The sequence below is a fragment of the Isoptericola sp. NPDC056605 genome (genome assembly GCF_042792795.1).
Classification (GTDB): domain Bacteria; phylum Actinomycetota; class Actinomycetes; order Actinomycetales; family Cellulomonadaceae; genus Isoptericola.
The window spans coordinates 1-16,760 of sequence record NZ_JBHTVT010000006.1 but is presented as its reverse complement, the minus strand read 5'-3'; the positions used below and the strand labels follow the sequence as shown (position 1 = coordinate 16,760).

Here is a 16,760-nt window from a genome sequence, read left to right as displayed (position 1 = left end):
TCAGGGCCACGTGCACGGTGCGGTGCACGTGGCCCTGACAGGTCTGCGGGGTGGTGAGGGTCAGCCCTTCTTGCGCGGCGTGGTGACGTCCACCGTCATCACGCCGTTCTTGCCGTTGACGGCCTTGACCTTGATCTTCGTGCCCGTGCCGCCGACGACGACCGACCCGCCGGGGTTCGTCGCGTCGTAGTAGGCGTTCGGGTCGGTGTCGTCGAAGACGCTGTCCGCCTTGTTCGACCAGGTGCGCAGCGTCGTCAGACCCGCCGCGGTCTCCCGGTGCAGGGTGAACGCGTCGGACTTGCCGAGGCCGAACGTCGCGTCGAACGCCTGGATGCGGTTGCGGGCGACCGTGCCGTCCGACCACCGCAGCGCCTGCGCGTTCGCGTCGACCGGCAGGGCCTGCCCGCCGCCCGGGTGCTGCGACGTGTTGTTGTCGCCGTAGAAGCTGTTCGCGTACCAGACCAGCAGGCCGTCCTGGTACGGGTAGTGCTCCACGGTGTTCGGCTTCGACGAGGTCCAGCCGAAGTTGTACGGCCCGGTCTTCAGGGTCGAGTCGTAGCCGGCGTACTGCCGGTTCTCCGCCACGTAGTAGTGCGAGTACTCGACCTCGTAGGTGCCGTCCGCGCCGATGACGTGGAAGCCGTCGTTCGTCCAGTCCGCGAACCCGTCGGCGAAGTCCTCGGTCAGCGCGTCGCCCACGGCCACGTCGTCGACCGTGAGGCCCAGCAGGTTGAGGCCGCCGTCGCTCTGGTAGCGGAAGCGGATCTGCGCGTCCTGGCCGGCGTAGTCAGCGAGGTCGGCGGTGAGGTCCACCCACTTCTTGCCCGAGTCGCCCGAGATGCCGCCGTTCGCGTCCTCGTCGGAGAGGTTGGTCGCCAGCGGGGTCCAGCTGGAGCCGCCGTCGGTCGAGACCTCCGCGAACGCGTGGTCGTAGCCCGGTTCGATGGCGTACTGCACCTTGGCGGTGAGGGACGCCCCGTCGGGCACGGTGAACGACGGCGACGTGAGCGTGTAGTTCGCGTTGCTGCCGGTGCCGGAGTAGGCGAACTGCCCGTCGTACGGGTCGACGCCGAGGTCGACGTCCTTGACGCCGTCCGGCAGGTTCACCACGACCGCCTGCGGCTTCGTCGTCGCGTGGTACGACGGGCCGAGCTTGACGGTGGCGCGCTCGCCCTGGTCGACGGTGGCGTAGTCGAGCCAGCCGAGGAACATCTTCTCCGTGGCGCCCATGTGGTTCGGCGTGGTGCCGATGGTGCCGTCGCCGTGGCCCAGCCAGGAGCCCGAGCTCATGAGGTTCCAGAAGCCGGTGCCGTTCTCGCCGCCCTCGGTGTCGTAGTAGTCGGGCAGACCGAGGTCGTGGCCGAACTCGTGCGCGAAGACGCCGAGCCCGCCGTTCTCCGGCTCCGTCGTGTAGTCACGGATCCAGATGTCGGAGTCGCCGATCTTGATGCCGCCGACCTTCGGGAACCCGGCCGGGCCGTTGGTGCCCAGCGGGTTGACCGCCCACCGGTGCGACCAGATGGCCGACTCCGGGGCGCCGGCCTCCTCGCCCTCGCCCGCGTGGATGGCCTGGAAGTGGTCGATGTAGCCGTCCGGCTCGTCGAAGATCCCGTCGCCGTCGATGTCGTAGCGGTCCCAGACGTCGAACGACTGCAGGTACTCGTCGATCTCCTCGGCCGTCTTGCCCTGCGCGACCTGGTCCGCGTACCAGGCGTCGGCCGAGTCCTGCACGAACCGCGTCATGTCCGTGTTCGACTCGGTCTGCCCGTACGACGCCGAGTTGTACGGCACGGTCACCCAGTCGGACACGTCGCCCTGCAGGTCGAACCGGCCCGACGACATCTCGTCGTAGACGCCGGCGAACGACTCCCCGTTCTGGTCCTCCAGCCCGGTGAAGAACATCTCCTTGTAGTGCTCCTGGGAGAAGTTCTCCTCCCAGTAGGTGGAGTTGTCGCTGCGCGTGGGCTCCGGGATCTCGTTGTGCTCCGGCCCGGTCTGCGGGGCGTCGGGGAAGCGCGGGTCGGCCTGGTCGCCGAAGTCGACCAGGAACGTGAGCAGCTGCGCCGTCTGCTCGGTCTCGTACTCGACCCACTGGTTCTTGCCGACCTTCACCGACTTCGACGTGTGGGCGCCCTTGCCCAGCGTCTGCACGGTGGCGTCGCCCATGGCGACGCGGTCGACGGCCTCCTGCTTGAGCGCGGTGCGCTTCTCCGCCAGCGGGTCGGGACGGTCGTCCTCCTTGACGTGCGCCGCGGGGTCGGACGGTGGGGCGTCGGGCGCGGGCGCCGAGGACGCCGACGCCGCGATGCCGGGAACGAGGACGGCGGCGGTCAGCAGGGCTCCCGCTGCGCCGAACGCGCTCGTGGTGCGTGCTCTCACGGTTTTTCCTCCAGGGGTGTCGGAGCGACCCGGCCGTGGAGGCCGGGCACCGTCGTGCGGGGGCGCGTCGGTGCGCCCGAGCAAACTGTGGCGGGGCACACATAACCACTTCCACGTTTCACCCGCGAGACGAACGGGAGCACGTGTCGCGGACCGGGACGGACGTGCTCAGCCCGCGGCGTCGTACGCCTCGCGCACCCAGGCGACGACCTCGTCGTCCAGCTCGGCCGCGTCGTGGACCTCGACGTGGTGCGTCCACGCCCTCGACGTCGGGTGCACCACCTGCGTCACGCGCGGGGAGCGGTCCTCGCGCGGGAGGACGAACGTGACGACGGCGGGCGCGTCGACGTGGTCGCGGACCCCCACCCACGGCGGCCAGACGAACGCGAACCCGCGCCGGCGGCGGAACGCGACCTGCGTCCTCGTGGTGCGCGTCGTGACGTCGTCGCCCGTCACGTCCGCGACGAGGTCCGCGAACGCCCGGCAGATCGCCAGGCCCGCGGGGGAGTGCGCGAACAGCTCCTCGGGGGTGGACGGGGTGGCGGGGGTCGGCACGGGCGCCTTCCTCTCGGGGCGGGCGGACGGTCAGCGCACGAAGTACGGGGCCCCGGAGCCGGCGGCGAGCCAGCCGAGGGCGTGTCCCAGCCGCTCCGCGGACGACGGCGCGAGGTCCGCCGGGACGTCGTCGGGCGCGAACCACGCGACGTCGGTGGACTCGTCGTCGGCGACGTGGGCCCGCGCGGCGGCGGCAGGGCTCGCCGCCCGGCACAGGAAGCACAGGTCGAGGTACTGCGACCGGTCGCCGTTCGGGTACTCGACCGGCGGGGTGACGGTGACCGCCACGAGCGCGTCGACGACGACGTCGACGCCCGTCTCCTCGAGCACCTCGCGGGCCAGGCCGACGGCCGGGTCCTCGCCCGGCTCGAGGATCCCGGACACCACCGCCCACAGGCCGTTGTCGGCCCGGCGGCCGAGCAGCAGCCGGCCGTCGTCGTCGAGCACGACGGCGGACACCCCCGGCAGCCACAGCAGGTCGTGGCCGACGTGGGAGCGCAGGGCGGAGACGAAGTCGGGCACCGGCATGCGTCGACACTACGAGGGTCCGCCCGGTGTCGCCGGACCGGGCCGCCGGACCGGGCTGCCGGACCGGGCTGCCGGACCGGATGGTGGACGCGAGTGGACGGAGGCGGGGACGGCGACGTACCGTCCTCGTCGTGGACACCCGTTGGTATTGGCGCTTTACGCCGGCTCCGGTAGGAGCTCGGCGGGCTGACGCCTGACCGACGACTACTCCGGAGCCAGCACAGGGCCTGGGACGCATCACGCGTCCGGGGCCCTTCGTCGTCAGACGGGCCGCTCCGGTCGGGCATGGACCCCGGTTCGAGAAGACGCCGCGACGACGACGCCGAGCCTCCACCCCGACCGCCCCGCCGCCGACACCCTCCAGGAGCCCCGCGATGAGCACCGCCACCAGCGCCACCCCCGCCGCCACCGACCGCACCGCGCCGTCCGAACCCGCCCGGCCGCATACTGACCTGATGGCAGAGACCTCCGACCTGCGGGTGCGCGCGCTCGACCCGCTGCCCGCGCCCGGCGTCATGCGGGCGGAGCTGCCGCTCGGCACCCCGCGCAGCGACCTCGTGACGACGTCCCGCCGCGAGGTGCGCGACGTCCTGCGCGGCGAGGACGACCGGCTCCTCGTCATCGTCGGCCCGTGCTCCGTGCACGACCCGGCGGCCGCGCTCGACTACGCCCGCCGCCTGGCGCCGGTGGCGCGCGAGCTGTCCGACGACCTGGTCGTCGTGATGCGGGTGTACTTCGAGAAGCCGCGCACCACGGTGGGCTGGAAGGGCCTCATCAACGACCCGCACCTGGACGGCTCCCACGACGTGCACCACGGCCTGCGCCTGGCGCGCGAGGTGCTGCTGGGCGTGCTCGACGCGGGCGTGCCCGCCGCGTGCGAGTTCCTGGAGCCCACCAGCCCGCAGTACATCGCCGACGCCGTGACCTGGGGCGCGATCGGCGCGCGCAACGCGGAGTCGCAGGTGCACCGGCAGCTGGCGTCGGGGCTGTCGATGCCGGTCGGCTTCAAGAACGCGACGGACGGCGACGTGCAGATCGCCGTCGACGGCTGCATCACGGCGGCGAGCGAGCACACCTTCTTCGGGGCGGACGCCGAGGGGCGGGCGGCCGCCGTCGAGACGACCGGCAACCCGGACTGCCACGTCATCCTGCGCGGCGGGCGCGGCGGCCCGAACTACTCGGAGAAGGACGTGGCGGACGCGCTGGCGGTGGCGCGCACGTCCGGCCTCGGCGGGGCCGTGGAGGCGGGCGTCGTGGTGGACGCGTCGCACGGCAACTCGGGCAAGGACCACGTGCGGCAGGCCGAGGTCGTGCGCGAGCTCGCGGCGCGCGTCGCCGAGGGCGAGCGGGACGTCACCGGCCTCATGATGGAGAGCTTCCTCGTGGCGGGCGCGCAGAAGCCGGGGCCGCTCGACGGGCTCGTCTACGGCCAGTCCGTCACCGACTCCTGCCTCGACTGGGACACCACGGCGGACCTGCTGGGCACGCTGGCCGCCGCCGTCCGCGCGCGCCGCGAGGCCTGATCGGGCCGTCGTGCGTGCGGCGTGACGCGCGGCACACGGCATCGACCCATCCACGGGGCCGCCGGCGTCGAACCTGAGGTGTCCCGGACGGTCCGGGACCGGACACGCGGGGAGCCGATGGCGATCGATCCGGCCGCGCCGGTACGGCAGACTGTCCAGGTGCCGCCAGCCACGACGCCTCCGAGGTCGGCCGACGCCGCCCTCGTGGCGTGCGTCGGTGCGGACCCGGTCACGTTCGGGCCCGTCTACGACGCCCTCGCGCCCGTCGCGTACGGCGTCTCGGTCGGCGTGCTCCGCGACCCGGACCACGCCGCCGAGGTGACGCAGGAGGTGATGGTGGAGGTGTGGCAGACCGCAGCCCGGTTCGACCCGGCCCGCGCCTCCGCGCGCACCTGGGTCGCGACGCTCGCCCGCAGGCGGGCGGTGGACCGCGTCCGCGCAGAGCAGTCCCGGCGCGACCGCGACCAGCGCGACCTCGACGCCTCGACCGCGACCCCCGTGCACGACGTCGTCGCCGAGGACGTCGAGCGGAGGCTCGAGGGCGCGGCGGTACGACGCTGCCTCGACTCGCTCACGGCGACGCAGCGGGAGGCCGTCGTCGAGGCCTACTACGGGGGCCGCACGTACCGTGAGGTCGCGGAGCGCCTCGGCGCCGCGCTGCCGACGGTCAAGAGCCGGATCCGCGACGGCCTCGGCCGCCTGCGCGACTGCCTGGGGGTGGCCCGTGCCTGACGACGACGCCACGCGCGACGCCTGGGACCTGCTCCCCGCGTACGCCCTCGACGCCGTGGACGACCTCGAGCGCCGCGCCGTCGAGCGGCTGCTGGAGTCCGAGCCCGACGCACGGCGTGCCCTCGACGAGTACCAGGACGTCGTCGCCGCGTTCGCGGTGGAGGAAGAGCCGCCCGCGCACGTGCGCGACGCCGTGCTCGCCCGGGTGGTCGGCATGCCGCAGGCCGCGGCACGTGGCGCGGCCACCGGCGCGCCGGCGACGCCCGCCGTCCGGCCGCGCCGCCGCTGGGGCCTGGTCGCCGCCGCGGCGGCCGCGGTGGTCGCGGTCGCCGTGCCGACCACGATCGCCGTCCAGGAGCACCGCGAGGCGGTCCGGCTGGAGGCGCAGGCCGACCGGGTCGCGCAGATGCTCGCCGACCCGGAGGCGCGCCTCGTCACGGCGCCCGTGGAGGGCGGCGGCGAGGCCACCGCCCTGGTCTCGGGCGGCGACGTCCTGGTCTCCGCCGAGGGCATGCCCGCCCCGGGCGAAGGTCACGACTGGCAGCTCTGGATCGTCGCCGACGACACGCCCGTGTCCGCGGGCCTGATGCCGACGGCCTCCGGCGGCGTGTCGCGCGCGCTCGTCGAGGGCGGCGCCGGGCACGTGGTCGCCGTGACGCTGGAGCCCGCGGGCGGCTCGGCGCAGCCGACCACCGACCCCGTGCTGGCGATCGAGTCCTGACCCGCGGACACCGGTCCGCAGAAGATCCCCGCACGCCGAGGGCCGCCGCACCCCCTGCGTGCGGCGGCCCTACGAGCCTCGTGGGCGGACGACCGGATGCCCGGTGCGGCGTCACATCGGCGGCATCAGCACCGAGTCGACGAGGTACACGGTGGCGTTCTGGGTCATCACGCCACCGCAGATCACGTTGGCGTCGTTGACCTTGAGCTCGTCGCCGGAGCCGGTGACCTCGAGGGTGTCGCCCTGGACGGTCTCGTGCTCCCCGACGATGTCCTCGGGCAGGATCTGGCCGGGCACGACGTGGTAGGTGAGCACCGTGGTCAGGAGGTCGGCGTCCGTGGAGAGGGTGTCGAGGGTCTCCTGGTCGACCTTGCCGAACGCGTCGTCGACCGGCGCGAACACGGTGAACTCGCCGCCGTTGAGCGTGTCGACCAGGTCGACGTCGGGGTTGAGCTCGCCGCTGACGGCCTGCGTGAGGGTCTTCAGCATCGGGTTGTTGGACGCGGCCACGGCGACCGGGTCGGTCGACATGCCCGTGATGGAGCCGGCGCCGTCGGGCACCTGCTCGGCGTAGGCGTCGCAGCCCGGGCCGACGAGGTTCGCCGCCGGGTCGGCGGACATGTCGTCGCTCATGGCCTCCGACGGCTCCTCGGAGGCCATCGGCGACTCCTCCGTCATCGTCTCCTCGGAGCCGGACCCGGCGTCGGCGCCGGAGTCGGACGAACAGGCCGCGAGCCCGAGCAGGGCCAGGGTGGCGAAGCCGGCGGCGGCGGTGCGGGTACGAGTGCGGACGTTCATCGTTCTCTCTCCTTGCGTCGTCGCCCCTCCGGTCCCGGGGCGCTCGTCCGGGGTTCGGAGTGGGCGGCGCACCGGATGGGTGTCGTCGGCGATCCCATCCGCCGGCCCCTCCGTTCCGAACGACGGGCATGGAGACCCTGGTCCTGATCGGCCTGCTCGGTGGCCTCATCACCGGCATCTCGCCGTGCATCCTGCCCATGCTCCCGGTGATCTTCTTCGCCGGCGGGGTGCAGGGCGCCCGCGAGCCGGCGCTGCGCTTCGACGTGCCGACGGCGGTGCGCACGGGCGCGGGCGGGCAGGTCGAGACCGGCGTCGCGACGGCGGGCGAAGGAGCCCCCGCCGTCGGACCGGCGGACCGGCCCGCCCGGCGCCGTGCGCGGTCGTGGCGGCCCTACCTCGTGATCGCCGGGCTGGTGCTGAGCTTCAGCACGATGACGCTGCTGGGCTCGCTGGTCCTCGGCGCGCTCGGGCTGCCGCAGGACCTGCTGCGCTGGGTGGGCATCGTGCTGCTCGCGGCCCTGGGGGTGGGGATGATCGTGCCGCGGTTCGAGGAGGTGCTGGAGCGGCCCTTCCTGCGGCTCGCGTCGCTCGGGTCGCGCCGCGCGGCCGGACAGGACCGGGGCGCGTTCGTGCTCGGCCTCGGGCTGGGGGTGCTCTACGTGCCGTGTGCGGGCCCGGTCCTCGCGGCGATCACGGTCGCGGGCGCGACGGGAGACATCGGGCCGGGGACGGTGGCCCTCACGGTGTCGTTCGCCGTCGGCGCGGCGGTGCCGCTGCTGGTCTTCGCCCTCGCCGGACGGCGCGTCGCGGAACGGGTCTCGGCGTTCCGCCGCCACCAGCGCGGCATCCGGGTCACGGGCGGCGTCGTCGTCCTCCTGCTCGCGGGGGCGCTCGCGCTGAACCTGCCCCAGCAGCTGCAGCGCGCGCTGCCGGACTACACCGGCGCGCTGCAGCAGCAGGTCGACGAGAACGCCTCCGTGCAGGACGCGCTGGACCTGGGCGGCATCGTCACCGACGCGAACCGGGAGCTGTCGAACTGCGCCAACGGGTCGGCGGAGCTGGCCGACTGCGGCATCGCGCCGCCGCTCACCGGCATCACCCGGTGGCTCAACACCCCGGACGGTGCGGCGCTGGACCTGGCCGACCTGCGCGGCAAGGTCGTGCTCATCGACTTCTGGACGTACTCCTGCATCAACTGCCAGCGCGCCATCCCGCACGTGAGCGCCTGGTACGACGCGTACCGGGACGCCGGCCTCGAGGTGATCGGCGTGCACACGCCGGAGTTCGCCTTCGAGCGCGAGACGCGCAACGTCGTCGCCGGCGCCCGCGACCTCGGCGTCGAGTACCCGATCGCGCAGGACAACTCGTACTCGACCTGGACGACGTACCGGAACCGCTACTGGCCCGCCGAGTACCTGATCGACGCCGAGGGGAGTGTCCGGTACATCAAGCACGGCGAGGGCGACTACGGCGTCACCGAGCAGCACGTCCGCGACCTGCTGCGCGCCGCCGACCCGGATGTCGAGCTGCCGCCCGCCACCGACGTCGCGGACACGACGCCCGGCGAGGAGACGACGCCGGAGACGTACCTCGCCCTCAACAAGGTGTTCAACTACTCCGGCGGCCCGGAGTACGGCTCGGGGAAGCAGGACTACGAGCACCCGGACGAGCAGCCGACGGACACGTTCTCCCTCGGCGGCACGTGGGAGGTCGACTTCCAGGGCGCGACGGCGGCCTCCGACGACGCCACCCTCCGCCTCGCCTACCGCTCGACCGACGTGTTCGCGGTCCTGGGCGGCGAGGGGACGGTCACCGCCCGCGTGCTCGCCGACGACGGCAGCGTGCGCGCCGAGCGCGAGATCGACGTGGCCGGCAACCCCACCCTGTACGACGTGCTGCGCGGCGACGGGCAGACCGACGGGATCGTGGAGCTCGACGTGCCCGACGGCATCGCGGTCTACACGTTCACGTTCGGCTGAGGGCCGCGCCGGGGTCGGTGCGAGCGGGTGAAAAACAGGTCCTGCGGTTCGCTGGGGCGACAGGATCCGCTACCTTTCGGTCGGACTTGTCCGGGATGCGACGGTCCGGGCGACCTGCGCGGGTCGCGTCGAGGACGACGAACGGTGGTCAACGGTGGTTCGACGACGTCAGCTCCTGGCAGCGCTCGCCCTTGCTGGACTCGTGCTGACGGGAGGCGCCACGACGGCGACGGCCTCACCCGGTGCCGCACCACAGCTCGAGACGACGGAGGTACCGAGCGGGCAGGTGGTCCTCGAGTCCGGCCCGCTCGCATGGACGGCGCTGCGCAGCGGCGCCCCGACCAGCACGGCGGGCTTCGGGTTCGACGGCGACCGTGTCGTCGGGCAGTGCGTCGGCGAGGGCGGGCGGGGCTGCCCTGCGCGCGGGGTGCAGCGCGTGGCCTACGACTTCGGGGACCTCGGCGACCCGGCCGCGCTGGCCGACGGCGTGCTGGTCGCCGCGACGCTGTCGCTCCCGGTGGGCCGTGACCAGGCGTGCGGGATCGACGACGTCCGGGTGCACGCGGTGCCGGCCGTGACCACGGCGACGACGTGGTCCGCTTCGACGCCCGGGTGGAGGTCCACAGGCGTGGACCTCTCAGGCGCGGGCTGCGGCGGCGACCGGCGCGTCGACGTCGACGTCACCCGGGCCGTGGGGCAGGCCGTGCGCTCCGGCGGCCCGCTGGCGTTCGGCCTCGCCGCGGCGGACGAGGACTGCCGGGGCTGCGGTCGGGCAGCCTTCGGCCCCGACGCGACCCTGACCGTCGAGCTGCGGGCGACGGACACCGTCGTCGCGCTGGGCACAGTCCGCCCGGAGACGTCGTGCGCGGCGGGCGACGACCGCCCGGCGGTCCGCTCGACGACGCCGACCCTGGTGGCCGAGCTCTCCAACGCGCGCGAGCCGTTCCCGTCCTCGATGAGCGCCGAGTTCGCCGTGCGCGACCTCGCGACGGGCGACGAGCTGTGGCGGTCGGTCCCGACCACGCCGCAGGCGTCGGGGGTGACCCACTCCGTCAAGGTCCCGGACGGGGTCCTCGCCGAGGGCGGGACGTACGGGTGGACGGCGCAGGCGGTGCTGCCGAGCGGCGACGTCACGGAGCCGGTCGGCTGCGAGCTGACGGTGGACGTGACGGCACCCGGCGAGACCGTCGTCACCCCGGTCGAGGGGTACCCCGCCGTCTACCTCGAGGACGGGACCGCGGGCGGGGTCGGGATGACCGGCGGGTTCCGGTTCGACGTGCCGGGCTCCGACGACGTGGCCTACGTGCAGTACTCGACCGTGGGTGACGCCCTGTTCGACCGCGCGCAGCCGGGGGAGGTCGTCGAGCTCACGCCGAGCTATGCCGGCCCGACCGTCCTGTACGCCCAGGCGGTGGATGCCGCGGGGAACGTGGGCCCGCGGCGGGAGTACCGGTTCGTGGTCGCCTACCCCGTGGCCCGCGGTGCGACCTGGTGGTTCGACGAGCTCGCGGGGACGACGGCGGGCAGCACCCTCGGCGGCGGCAACGCGCTCACCCTGTCTGGCACGGACCTGTGGTCGCCCGGTCCCTGGGGCGTCCCGGGCGACGGCGCGCTGACCTTCGACGCCGACTCCGACGTGGCGGCGACAGACGGCGCCGTCGTCGACGCGGCGGGCAACGTCACCGTGGCGGCGTTCGTGCGGCCCGACGCCGACGGCGCCACCGCGTCCGTCGTCACACAGGGGGAGGACGGACGGCCGGGCTTCACGCTCGGCACCGTCGCCGACGACTCCTGCACGTCGGCGACCGGCACCTGCTGGGCGTTCTCGGTCGCCACCGGTGACGGCGGAACGTCGACGACAGCGGTGTCCGGTGTCGCCCCCGAGCCCGGCAGCTGGGTCTTCCTCGCGGGGATGCGTAACGCCGCGACGGGCGCCGTCGACCTGTGGACCTGCTCCCTCACCGGAATGGGGGCGCCCGTACGGTCCGGTCGGGCGCAGGCAGGGCCGCTCACGGCCGCGCCGTCCGGGCCGATCACCGTCGGCGGCGGCGCCTGGCGCGGCGCCGTGGACGGCGTCCGCGTGCTCGACTCCGTGCAGGACGAGTCGAAGATCCGGCGCTGGTGCTTCGGGGCGATGTGAGCACACGGCGGGTCCGGCGTTCGACCGTCGCGGTCGTCGGCGCGGCGGTGCTGGCGGCCGCGGCCCTCGGCGGGTGGTGGGGGCTGTCGGCGAGCGCCGACGTCGAGCTCGGGTCGATGTATTCGTCGGGCGCCGGCTACAGGGACGAGTGCACGTACCCGGATGAGGGCTTCTGGGCGCTCTTCGCCGCGGACCAGGACGTCGCCGTCGTGCAGACCGTCCGCAACGACGCCCGCTGGCCGATCACCGTGACGAGCCTGCTGCCCGACGTCTTCCGGTTCGGCGCGGTCGCCGCCGACCCGCGGGACGACTTCGCGTTCGACCCGTCGGACGGCCCGCCGCCCGGCACGACCGAGACGGTCGAGATCCCGCCCGGCCGTGAGGTGGCGATGTGGGTCGTGGGTCCCTGGGGGCGGCTGGAAGCGGACGCGAATCGTGGCGGCCCGGCGGGCATGCGCACGGGGATCGAGCACGCGCCGGTCCGCGTCCGTTCGCTCGGGATCGCGCGGGAGACGGATGTCCAGCTCGAGAAGATGCTGTGGGTCAGCGACCTCGACCTCGGCTCGCGACAGTTCCAGGACGAGATCACGGAGCTGTGCACGGAATGAACCGTTCACGCCGGTCGAGGTGCGTGACGCCTCACGACCAGCCCTCCGCCGCCTGCGCCCACGGGCCGACGCGCACCTCGGCGCCGTCGAGCACGTCGAGCTCGGCGGTCGGGGTCAGCGGGACCGGATCTCCGTCCGGGACGGCGGCGACGTCCACCGTCGTGGTGACGTCCGGGTCGTTCGCCGTCGACATGGCCCGCCACTGCACGGTGGCCAGCGCGCGCTCGCCCGCCGGCACGACGACGCGGCCCGCGACGATGCCAGGCGCGGACGGCTCGGTCGTGACGTCGTCCTGCGGCTCGCCGTCGGCGTCCCGGAAGGTCAGCCGCGGCACGCCGTCGAGGGCGCACGGCCGCCCGGACACGTTCTCGGCGAGCACGGCGAGATACCGGCCGCCGGCCGCGGCGTCCGGCGTGCCGAGGGTCAGGCGGAGGTCGTCGCCCGCGCAGGCCGGGGCGTCGTCGTCGGCCGGCCACGCCCCGACGCCCGCGGGCAGCGGCACGGTGTGCTCCTCGGGCGTCGGGGGCGGCGCGGCCGCGACCCAGCCGTCGACGCGCGCGGCGTAGCCCGGCTCGGTGAGCGTGTACGCGAGGTGGCGGCCCCCGGCGTCGCGGGCGGGGTCGTCGAGCCAGCGCGCGACGCCGTCCGCCTCGGGGGACGACGTCGGCCCGGTGAGGCCGACCTGGAGCGTCAGCGCGGTGTCGTCCGCCGCCGTCGTGCCCGCGGGGAACCCCGCGTGCACGACGACCGACGCCACGCCCGGCCGCCCGGCCGCGTCGACGGCCAGCCGCGCGGCCGCCACCACGGGGACGCGCCCGGAGGCGTCGTACCGCACGGCGTCGTCGGCGGTGCCGAGCGACGCGGCGATCTTGTGCTCCGCGGCCTCCTCCGCCAGCCGCACGAGTCCCTCTCCGTCGGCCGCCTCCGCGCTGACGCCGCTCACCGTCGTCGCGCCGGCGTCACGGAGGACGACGGCGTCAGCGACGGAGGACGCGTCGCCGTCCTCGGTCACCCACGCGGTCAGCGGGTAGACCTCGACGCCATGCACCGTCCGCGGGTCGCCGGTGTGCACCGCCGTGGTGCGGGACAGCGTGCGCACCCCGTCGACCCGCGTCGCCGCGAGCAGACCGTCCGCCCGCGCGGCGGCCGCGCTCGCGGCCTCGGGGGAGAGCCCGTCGTCCAGCACGACGTCGACCGTCGCGAGGGCGACGTCGCCGTCCTTCGCGTCGCGGAAGGCCACCTCGTAGCCGGTGACCTCCGCGGAGACGACGCCGGGGAGGTCGGCTACCCGGCTGGCGGCCGCGCGCAGCTCGTCCGGCACGGGGTCCCCGGGGCGCCCGACGACGACGAGAGCCGCGAGCGCGGCGGCCACGATCAGGGCGCTCACCAGCACGAAGATGCGTCGTCGGGTCACGACGGGAGCGTGCCAGACCCGCGGGACGGGTGAGCGGCGGACCTGGGCGTGCCCTGTGCAGATGCTGCGCCCTTCCGGATGAGAACCCCCTCATGGTCGCCTCATCCGTGACTCAGGCAACCTCCGCAGGGTGACCAGGGTGCGACAGATATCAGCGGTCGAACCCGAGCTCCCGGCGCGACGCCGGGTCGCGTTCTACTCCCACGACACGCAGGGCCTCGGCCACGTGCGGCGCACGTCGCTGCTGGCGCGCGCGGTGGTGGACGCCGACCCGGACGTCGACGTCCTCCTCCTGTCCGGCGCGCGGGAGGCGACGAGCCTGCCGCTGCCGGAGCGCACGGAGGTCGTGACGCTGCCGCGCGTCGGCAAGGACCCGGACCGGGGCTACGGCCCACGCGCCTGGGGCGGCACGCTGGACGACGTCGTCCGCGTCCGGGCGGGCGTGCTCGACGGCGCGCTGGCCGCGTTCCGCCCCGACGTGCTCGTGGTGGACAAGGTGCCGCTCGGCGTCGGCGGCGAGCTGCTGCCCGCGCTGCGGCGGCTGCGCGCCGAGGGCGGGACCGCGTGCGTGCTCGGGCTGCGCGACGTGCTCGACACCCCCGAGGTCGCCGTCCGCGAGTGGCACGAGCAGCGCAGCACGTCCGTCGTCGAGCGGTTCTTCGACGAGGTGTGGGTGTACGGCGACGCGCACGTCTACGACCCGCTCGCCGAGTACGCGCTGCCCGACCACATCTCCGCCCGCACGGTGTTCACCGGATACCTCGGTCGCGGTCGCGCGTCCACGCCCCTCAACGAGCCGGTGCGCGAGGGCGAGCCCTACGTCCTCTGCCTGGTCGGCGGCGGGCAGGACGGCGCGGCGCTCGCGGAGGCGTTCGCCGCCGCGCCGCTGCCCGCGGGCCACCGGGGAGTGCTCGTCACCGGGCCGTACCTGCCGGCGGCCGCCCGCGACCGGCTGGACGCCGTCGCCTCGGGCCGCGACGACCTCGAGGTGCACGCGTTCGTCCGCGACGTCGTCCCCCTCGTCGAGGGCGCCGCCGCCGTCGTGACCATGGGCGGCTACAACTCCGTGTGCGAGCTGCTCGCGTCCGGCCGCCCCGGCCTGGTCGTGCCGCGCACGCACCCCCGCGCCGAGCAGCTCGTGCGGGCCTGCCGGCTCGCCGACCTCGGGCTGCTCGACGTCCTCGTCGGCCCGATCACCCCCGAGCGGGTCGGCGCCTGGCTCGCCCGCACCGCCGCCGACGACGCGCCCCGGCGGCCCGAGGTCGACGTCGACCTCGACGGGCTGGCGCGCGTCCCTGAGCTCGTGGTCGGGCTCGCCGACCGCGTCGCGACCCCCGCCCGCGCGGGGGCCGCCACCCCGCACCCGCAGGACCAGCAGGAGGAGGAGCACCGTGCCACGGCCTGACATCACCCACACCACCCCCTTGATGGCGACGAGCGCCCCGCGAGTCGGCTACGTGACCAAGATGTACCCGCGCTTCTCGGAGACGTTCGTCGTCAACGAGGTGCGGGGCCTGGAGCGCCGGGGCCTGGAGATCGAGATCTTCTCCCTGCGCGCGCCCGTCGACACGCGGTTCCACGCGGCGCTCGCGGCCGTCGCCGCGCCGGTGCGCTTCGTGCCGCGCGCGACCCGCGCGGCGGACGCCTGGTCGGCGCTCGCGGAGGCACACGACCGGCTCGACCTCCGCGGCCTGCCGGCCGCCACCCTCGCGGACCTGCTCGCCGCGGACCCGGAGGACGCCGTCCAGGCGCTGTGGGTGGCGACGGCCGCGCACGACGCCGGGCTCACCCACCTGCACGCGCACTTCGGGTCGGTCGCGACGACGGTCGCGCGGCTCGCCGCCGCCGTCCTGGGGATCGGGTACACGTTCACCGCGCACGCGAAGGACATCTTCCACGAGTCGGTGGACCCCGCCGACCTGCGGACGAAGCTCGCCGACGCGCGCGCCGTCGTCACCGTGAGCGACCACAACCTCGCCCACCTGCGCGACACCTACGGGCCGGCGGCAGGCGGCGTCGTGCGCGTGTACAACGGGCTCGACCTCGACGAGTACGCCCGCGCGACGGCGCCACGGCGGCCGGGGCGGGTGTGCGCCGTCGGGCGCCTCGTGGAGAAGAAGGGGTTCGGCGACCTCCTCGACGCGCTCGCCCTCCTCGTGGCGGACGGCCGTGACGTGCACCTCGACCTCGTCGGGTCCGGCCCGCAGGAGGCCGAGCTGCGCGACCGTGCCGCCGCGCTGGGCCTGCTGCGGGACCGCGCGGAGCACGTGACGTTCCACGGCCCGCTGCCGCAGGACCTGGTGCGCGACGTCGTCGCGCGTGCCGCCGTCTTCGCCGCGCCGTGCGTGCTCGGTGCTGACGGCAACCGCGACGGCCTGCCCACCGTGCTGCTAGAGGCGATGGCCCTCGGCACCCCCGTCGTCTCGACGCCGGTCACGGGCATCCCCGAGGCCGTGCACGACGGCGCGACCGGCCGGCTCGTGCCGCCCGGCGACGCCCCCGCGCTCGCCGCGGCGCTCGGCGCCCTGCTCGACGACCCGGGCGAGGCAGCCCGCCTCGCCGACGGCGCACGCGCCCACATCGAGGCGGAGTTCGACGTCGTCGGCACGTCCCGCCGCCTGCTGGACGTGCTGGAGAGCGCGGCGGCCACCGTCGCGGAGGGGAGGGCGGCATGAGGGTCGCGTACGTGAGCTCCGACCCGGGCGTCCCCGTGTTCGGCCGCAAGGGGTCGTCCGTGCACGTGCAGGCCGTGCTGCGCGAGCTGGTGCGCGCGGGCGCCGAGGTGCACATCGTGACGACGCGCCCCGGCGGGGACGTCCCCACCGACCTGTCGGACGTCGTCGTGCACGAGGTCCCGGTGGCGCCGACCCGGTCGACGGCGGAGCGCGAGGTCGCGCTGCGGGAGGCGGACGCACTCGTCCGCGAGGTGCTCAGCGACGTCGCGGGCGAGGGGGCGCTCGACCTGGTCTATGAGCGCTACTCCCTGTGGGGCACGGCCGCGACGGCGTGGGCGCGCGACGCCGGCGTCCCCAGCGTGCTGGAGGTGAACGCGCCGCTCGTGGCCGAGCAGCGCACGCACCGCGACCTGGTCGACGAGGTCGGCGCCGAGCGCTGCGCCCGCGCGGCCGTCGGTGCCGCGACGGCCGTCGTCGCCGTCAGCGGTCCCGTCGCGGCCTGGGCCGCCGACCGCGCCGGCGAGCACCCCGCCAAGGTCCACGTGCTGGCGAACGGCGTGGACACCGCCCGGATCACCCCGCGGGCCTCCACGCGGGCAGCCACGGACGGAAGCAGCCGCGCCCTGCCGCATTCTTCGCGCGGACGTATCCCTCCCGAAGTGGAGGGCGCCCTGGCGCCCGTGAACGCGTCCGCGCGAAGAATGCGGC

The 16,760-nt window shown here is 74.8% G+C and carries 14 protein-coding genes; 9 read left to right on the top strand and 5 right to left on the bottom strand.

Annotated features, from left to right (window positions below; translation table 11 throughout):
* Positions 1–60 precede the first annotated feature (60 nt).
* The 3 genes from ACFQ8Y_RS07965 to ACFQ8Y_RS07955 all read right to left on the bottom strand — a co-directional run bounded on the left by ACFQ8Y_RS07965 (position 61) and on the right by ACFQ8Y_RS07955 (position 3,462).
* On the bottom strand, positions 61–2,379 hold the full coding sequence (locus tag ACFQ8Y_RS07965; protein WP_430585127.1) for an immune inhibitor A domain-containing protein: 2,319 nt from the start codon (positions 2,377–2,379) through the stop codon (positions 61–63).
* 168 nt (positions 2,380–2,547) lie between these two features.
* Positions 2,548–2,934 (bottom strand): DUF5655 domain-containing protein, encoded by a 387-nt coding sequence (locus ACFQ8Y_RS07960; RefSeq protein ID WP_430585126.1) that lies wholly within the window; start codon positions 2,932–2,934, stop codon positions 2,548–2,550.
* A 30-nt stretch (positions 2,935–2,964) separates the two neighbouring features.
* A complete protein-coding gene (locus tag ACFQ8Y_RS07955; protein WP_430551282.1) occupies positions 2,965–3,462 on the bottom strand; it encodes an NUDIX domain-containing protein in 498 nt (165 codons plus the stop codon).
* A gap of 374 nt (positions 3,463–3,836) precedes the next feature.
* Between ACFQ8Y_RS07955 and ACFQ8Y_RS07950 the strand changes: the two genes are divergently transcribed.
* From ACFQ8Y_RS07950 to ACFQ8Y_RS07940, 3 genes are all read left to right on the top strand, one after another.
* On the top strand, positions 3,837–4,985 hold the full coding sequence (locus tag ACFQ8Y_RS07950; protein ID WP_430585125.1) for a 3-deoxy-7-phosphoheptulonate synthase: 1,149 nt from the start codon (positions 3,837–3,839) through the stop codon (positions 4,983–4,985).
* 159 nt (positions 4,986–5,144) lie between these two features.
* Positions 5,145–5,717, top strand: a complete 573-nt coding sequence (locus ACFQ8Y_RS07945) for a sigma-70 family RNA polymerase sigma factor (protein ID WP_430585124.1) — start codon at positions 5,145–5,147, stop codon at positions 5,715–5,717.
* Entirely contained in the window at positions 5,710–6,438 is a 729-nt protein-coding gene (locus tag ACFQ8Y_RS07940) for an anti-sigma factor domain-containing protein (RefSeq protein WP_430585123.1), read from the top strand. Before ACFQ8Y_RS07945 ends, ACFQ8Y_RS07940 begins: the two co-directional genes overlap by 8 nt.
* Positions 6,439–6,549: 111 nt before the next feature.
* Here the strand turns inward: ACFQ8Y_RS07940 and ACFQ8Y_RS07935 are convergent, their stop codons facing one another.
* A complete protein-coding gene (locus ACFQ8Y_RS07935; protein ID WP_430585122.1) occupies positions 6,550–7,236 on the bottom strand; it encodes a fasciclin domain-containing protein in 687 nt (228 codons plus the stop codon).
* A gap of 128 nt (positions 7,237–7,364) precedes the next feature.
* On the opposite strand from ACFQ8Y_RS07935, the gene ACFQ8Y_RS07930 reads away from it, so the two are divergent.
* The 3 genes from ACFQ8Y_RS07930 to ACFQ8Y_RS07920 all read left to right on the top strand — a co-directional run bounded on the left by ACFQ8Y_RS07930 (position 7,365) and on the right by ACFQ8Y_RS07920 (position 11,963).
* A complete protein-coding gene (locus tag ACFQ8Y_RS07930) occupies positions 7,365–9,215 on the top strand; it encodes a cytochrome c biogenesis protein DipZ (protein ID WP_430585121.1) in 1,851 nt (616 codons plus the stop codon).
* 154 nt (positions 9,216–9,369) lie between these two features.
* Positions 9,370–11,355 carry a LamG-like jellyroll fold domain-containing protein gene (locus ACFQ8Y_RS07925; RefSeq protein WP_430585120.1) on the top strand — a complete coding sequence of 662 codons (1,986 nt, stop codon included), beginning with the start codon at positions 9,370–9,372 and terminating at the stop codon, positions 11,353–11,355.
* Positions 11,352–11,963: a hypothetical protein gene (locus ACFQ8Y_RS07920; protein WP_430585119.1), complete on the top strand. Its 612-nt coding sequence runs from the start codon at positions 11,352–11,354 to the stop codon at positions 11,961–11,963. The genes ACFQ8Y_RS07925 and ACFQ8Y_RS07920 overlap by 4 nt, the downstream gene beginning before the upstream one ends.
* A gap of 31 nt (positions 11,964–11,994) precedes the next feature.
* Here the strand turns inward: ACFQ8Y_RS07920 and ACFQ8Y_RS07915 are convergent, their stop codons facing one another.
* Complete coding sequence (locus ACFQ8Y_RS07915; protein WP_430585118.1) at positions 11,995–13,377, bottom strand: DUF4232 domain-containing protein; 1,383 nt, start codon at positions 13,375–13,377, stop codon at positions 11,995–11,997.
* A gap of 130 nt (positions 13,378–13,507) precedes the next feature.
* Between ACFQ8Y_RS07915 and ACFQ8Y_RS07910 the strand changes: the two genes are divergently transcribed.
* The 3 genes from ACFQ8Y_RS07910 to ACFQ8Y_RS07900 all read left to right on the top strand — a co-directional run.
* Positions 13,508–14,782, top strand: coding sequence for a glycosyltransferase family protein (locus ACFQ8Y_RS07910; protein WP_430585117.1), 1,275 nt, complete (start codon positions 13,508–13,510; stop codon positions 14,780–14,782).
* Positions 14,769–16,052, top strand: a complete 1,284-nt coding sequence (locus ACFQ8Y_RS07905; protein ID WP_430585116.1) for a glycosyltransferase family 4 protein — start codon at positions 14,769–14,771, stop codon at positions 16,050–16,052. Before ACFQ8Y_RS07910 ends, ACFQ8Y_RS07905 begins: the two co-directional genes overlap by 14 nt.
* An 11-nt stretch (positions 16,053–16,063) precedes the next feature.
* The coding region (locus tag ACFQ8Y_RS07900; RefSeq protein ID WP_430585115.1) for a glycosyltransferase family 4 protein at positions 16,064–16,760 on the top strand (697 nt) is incomplete at its 3' end.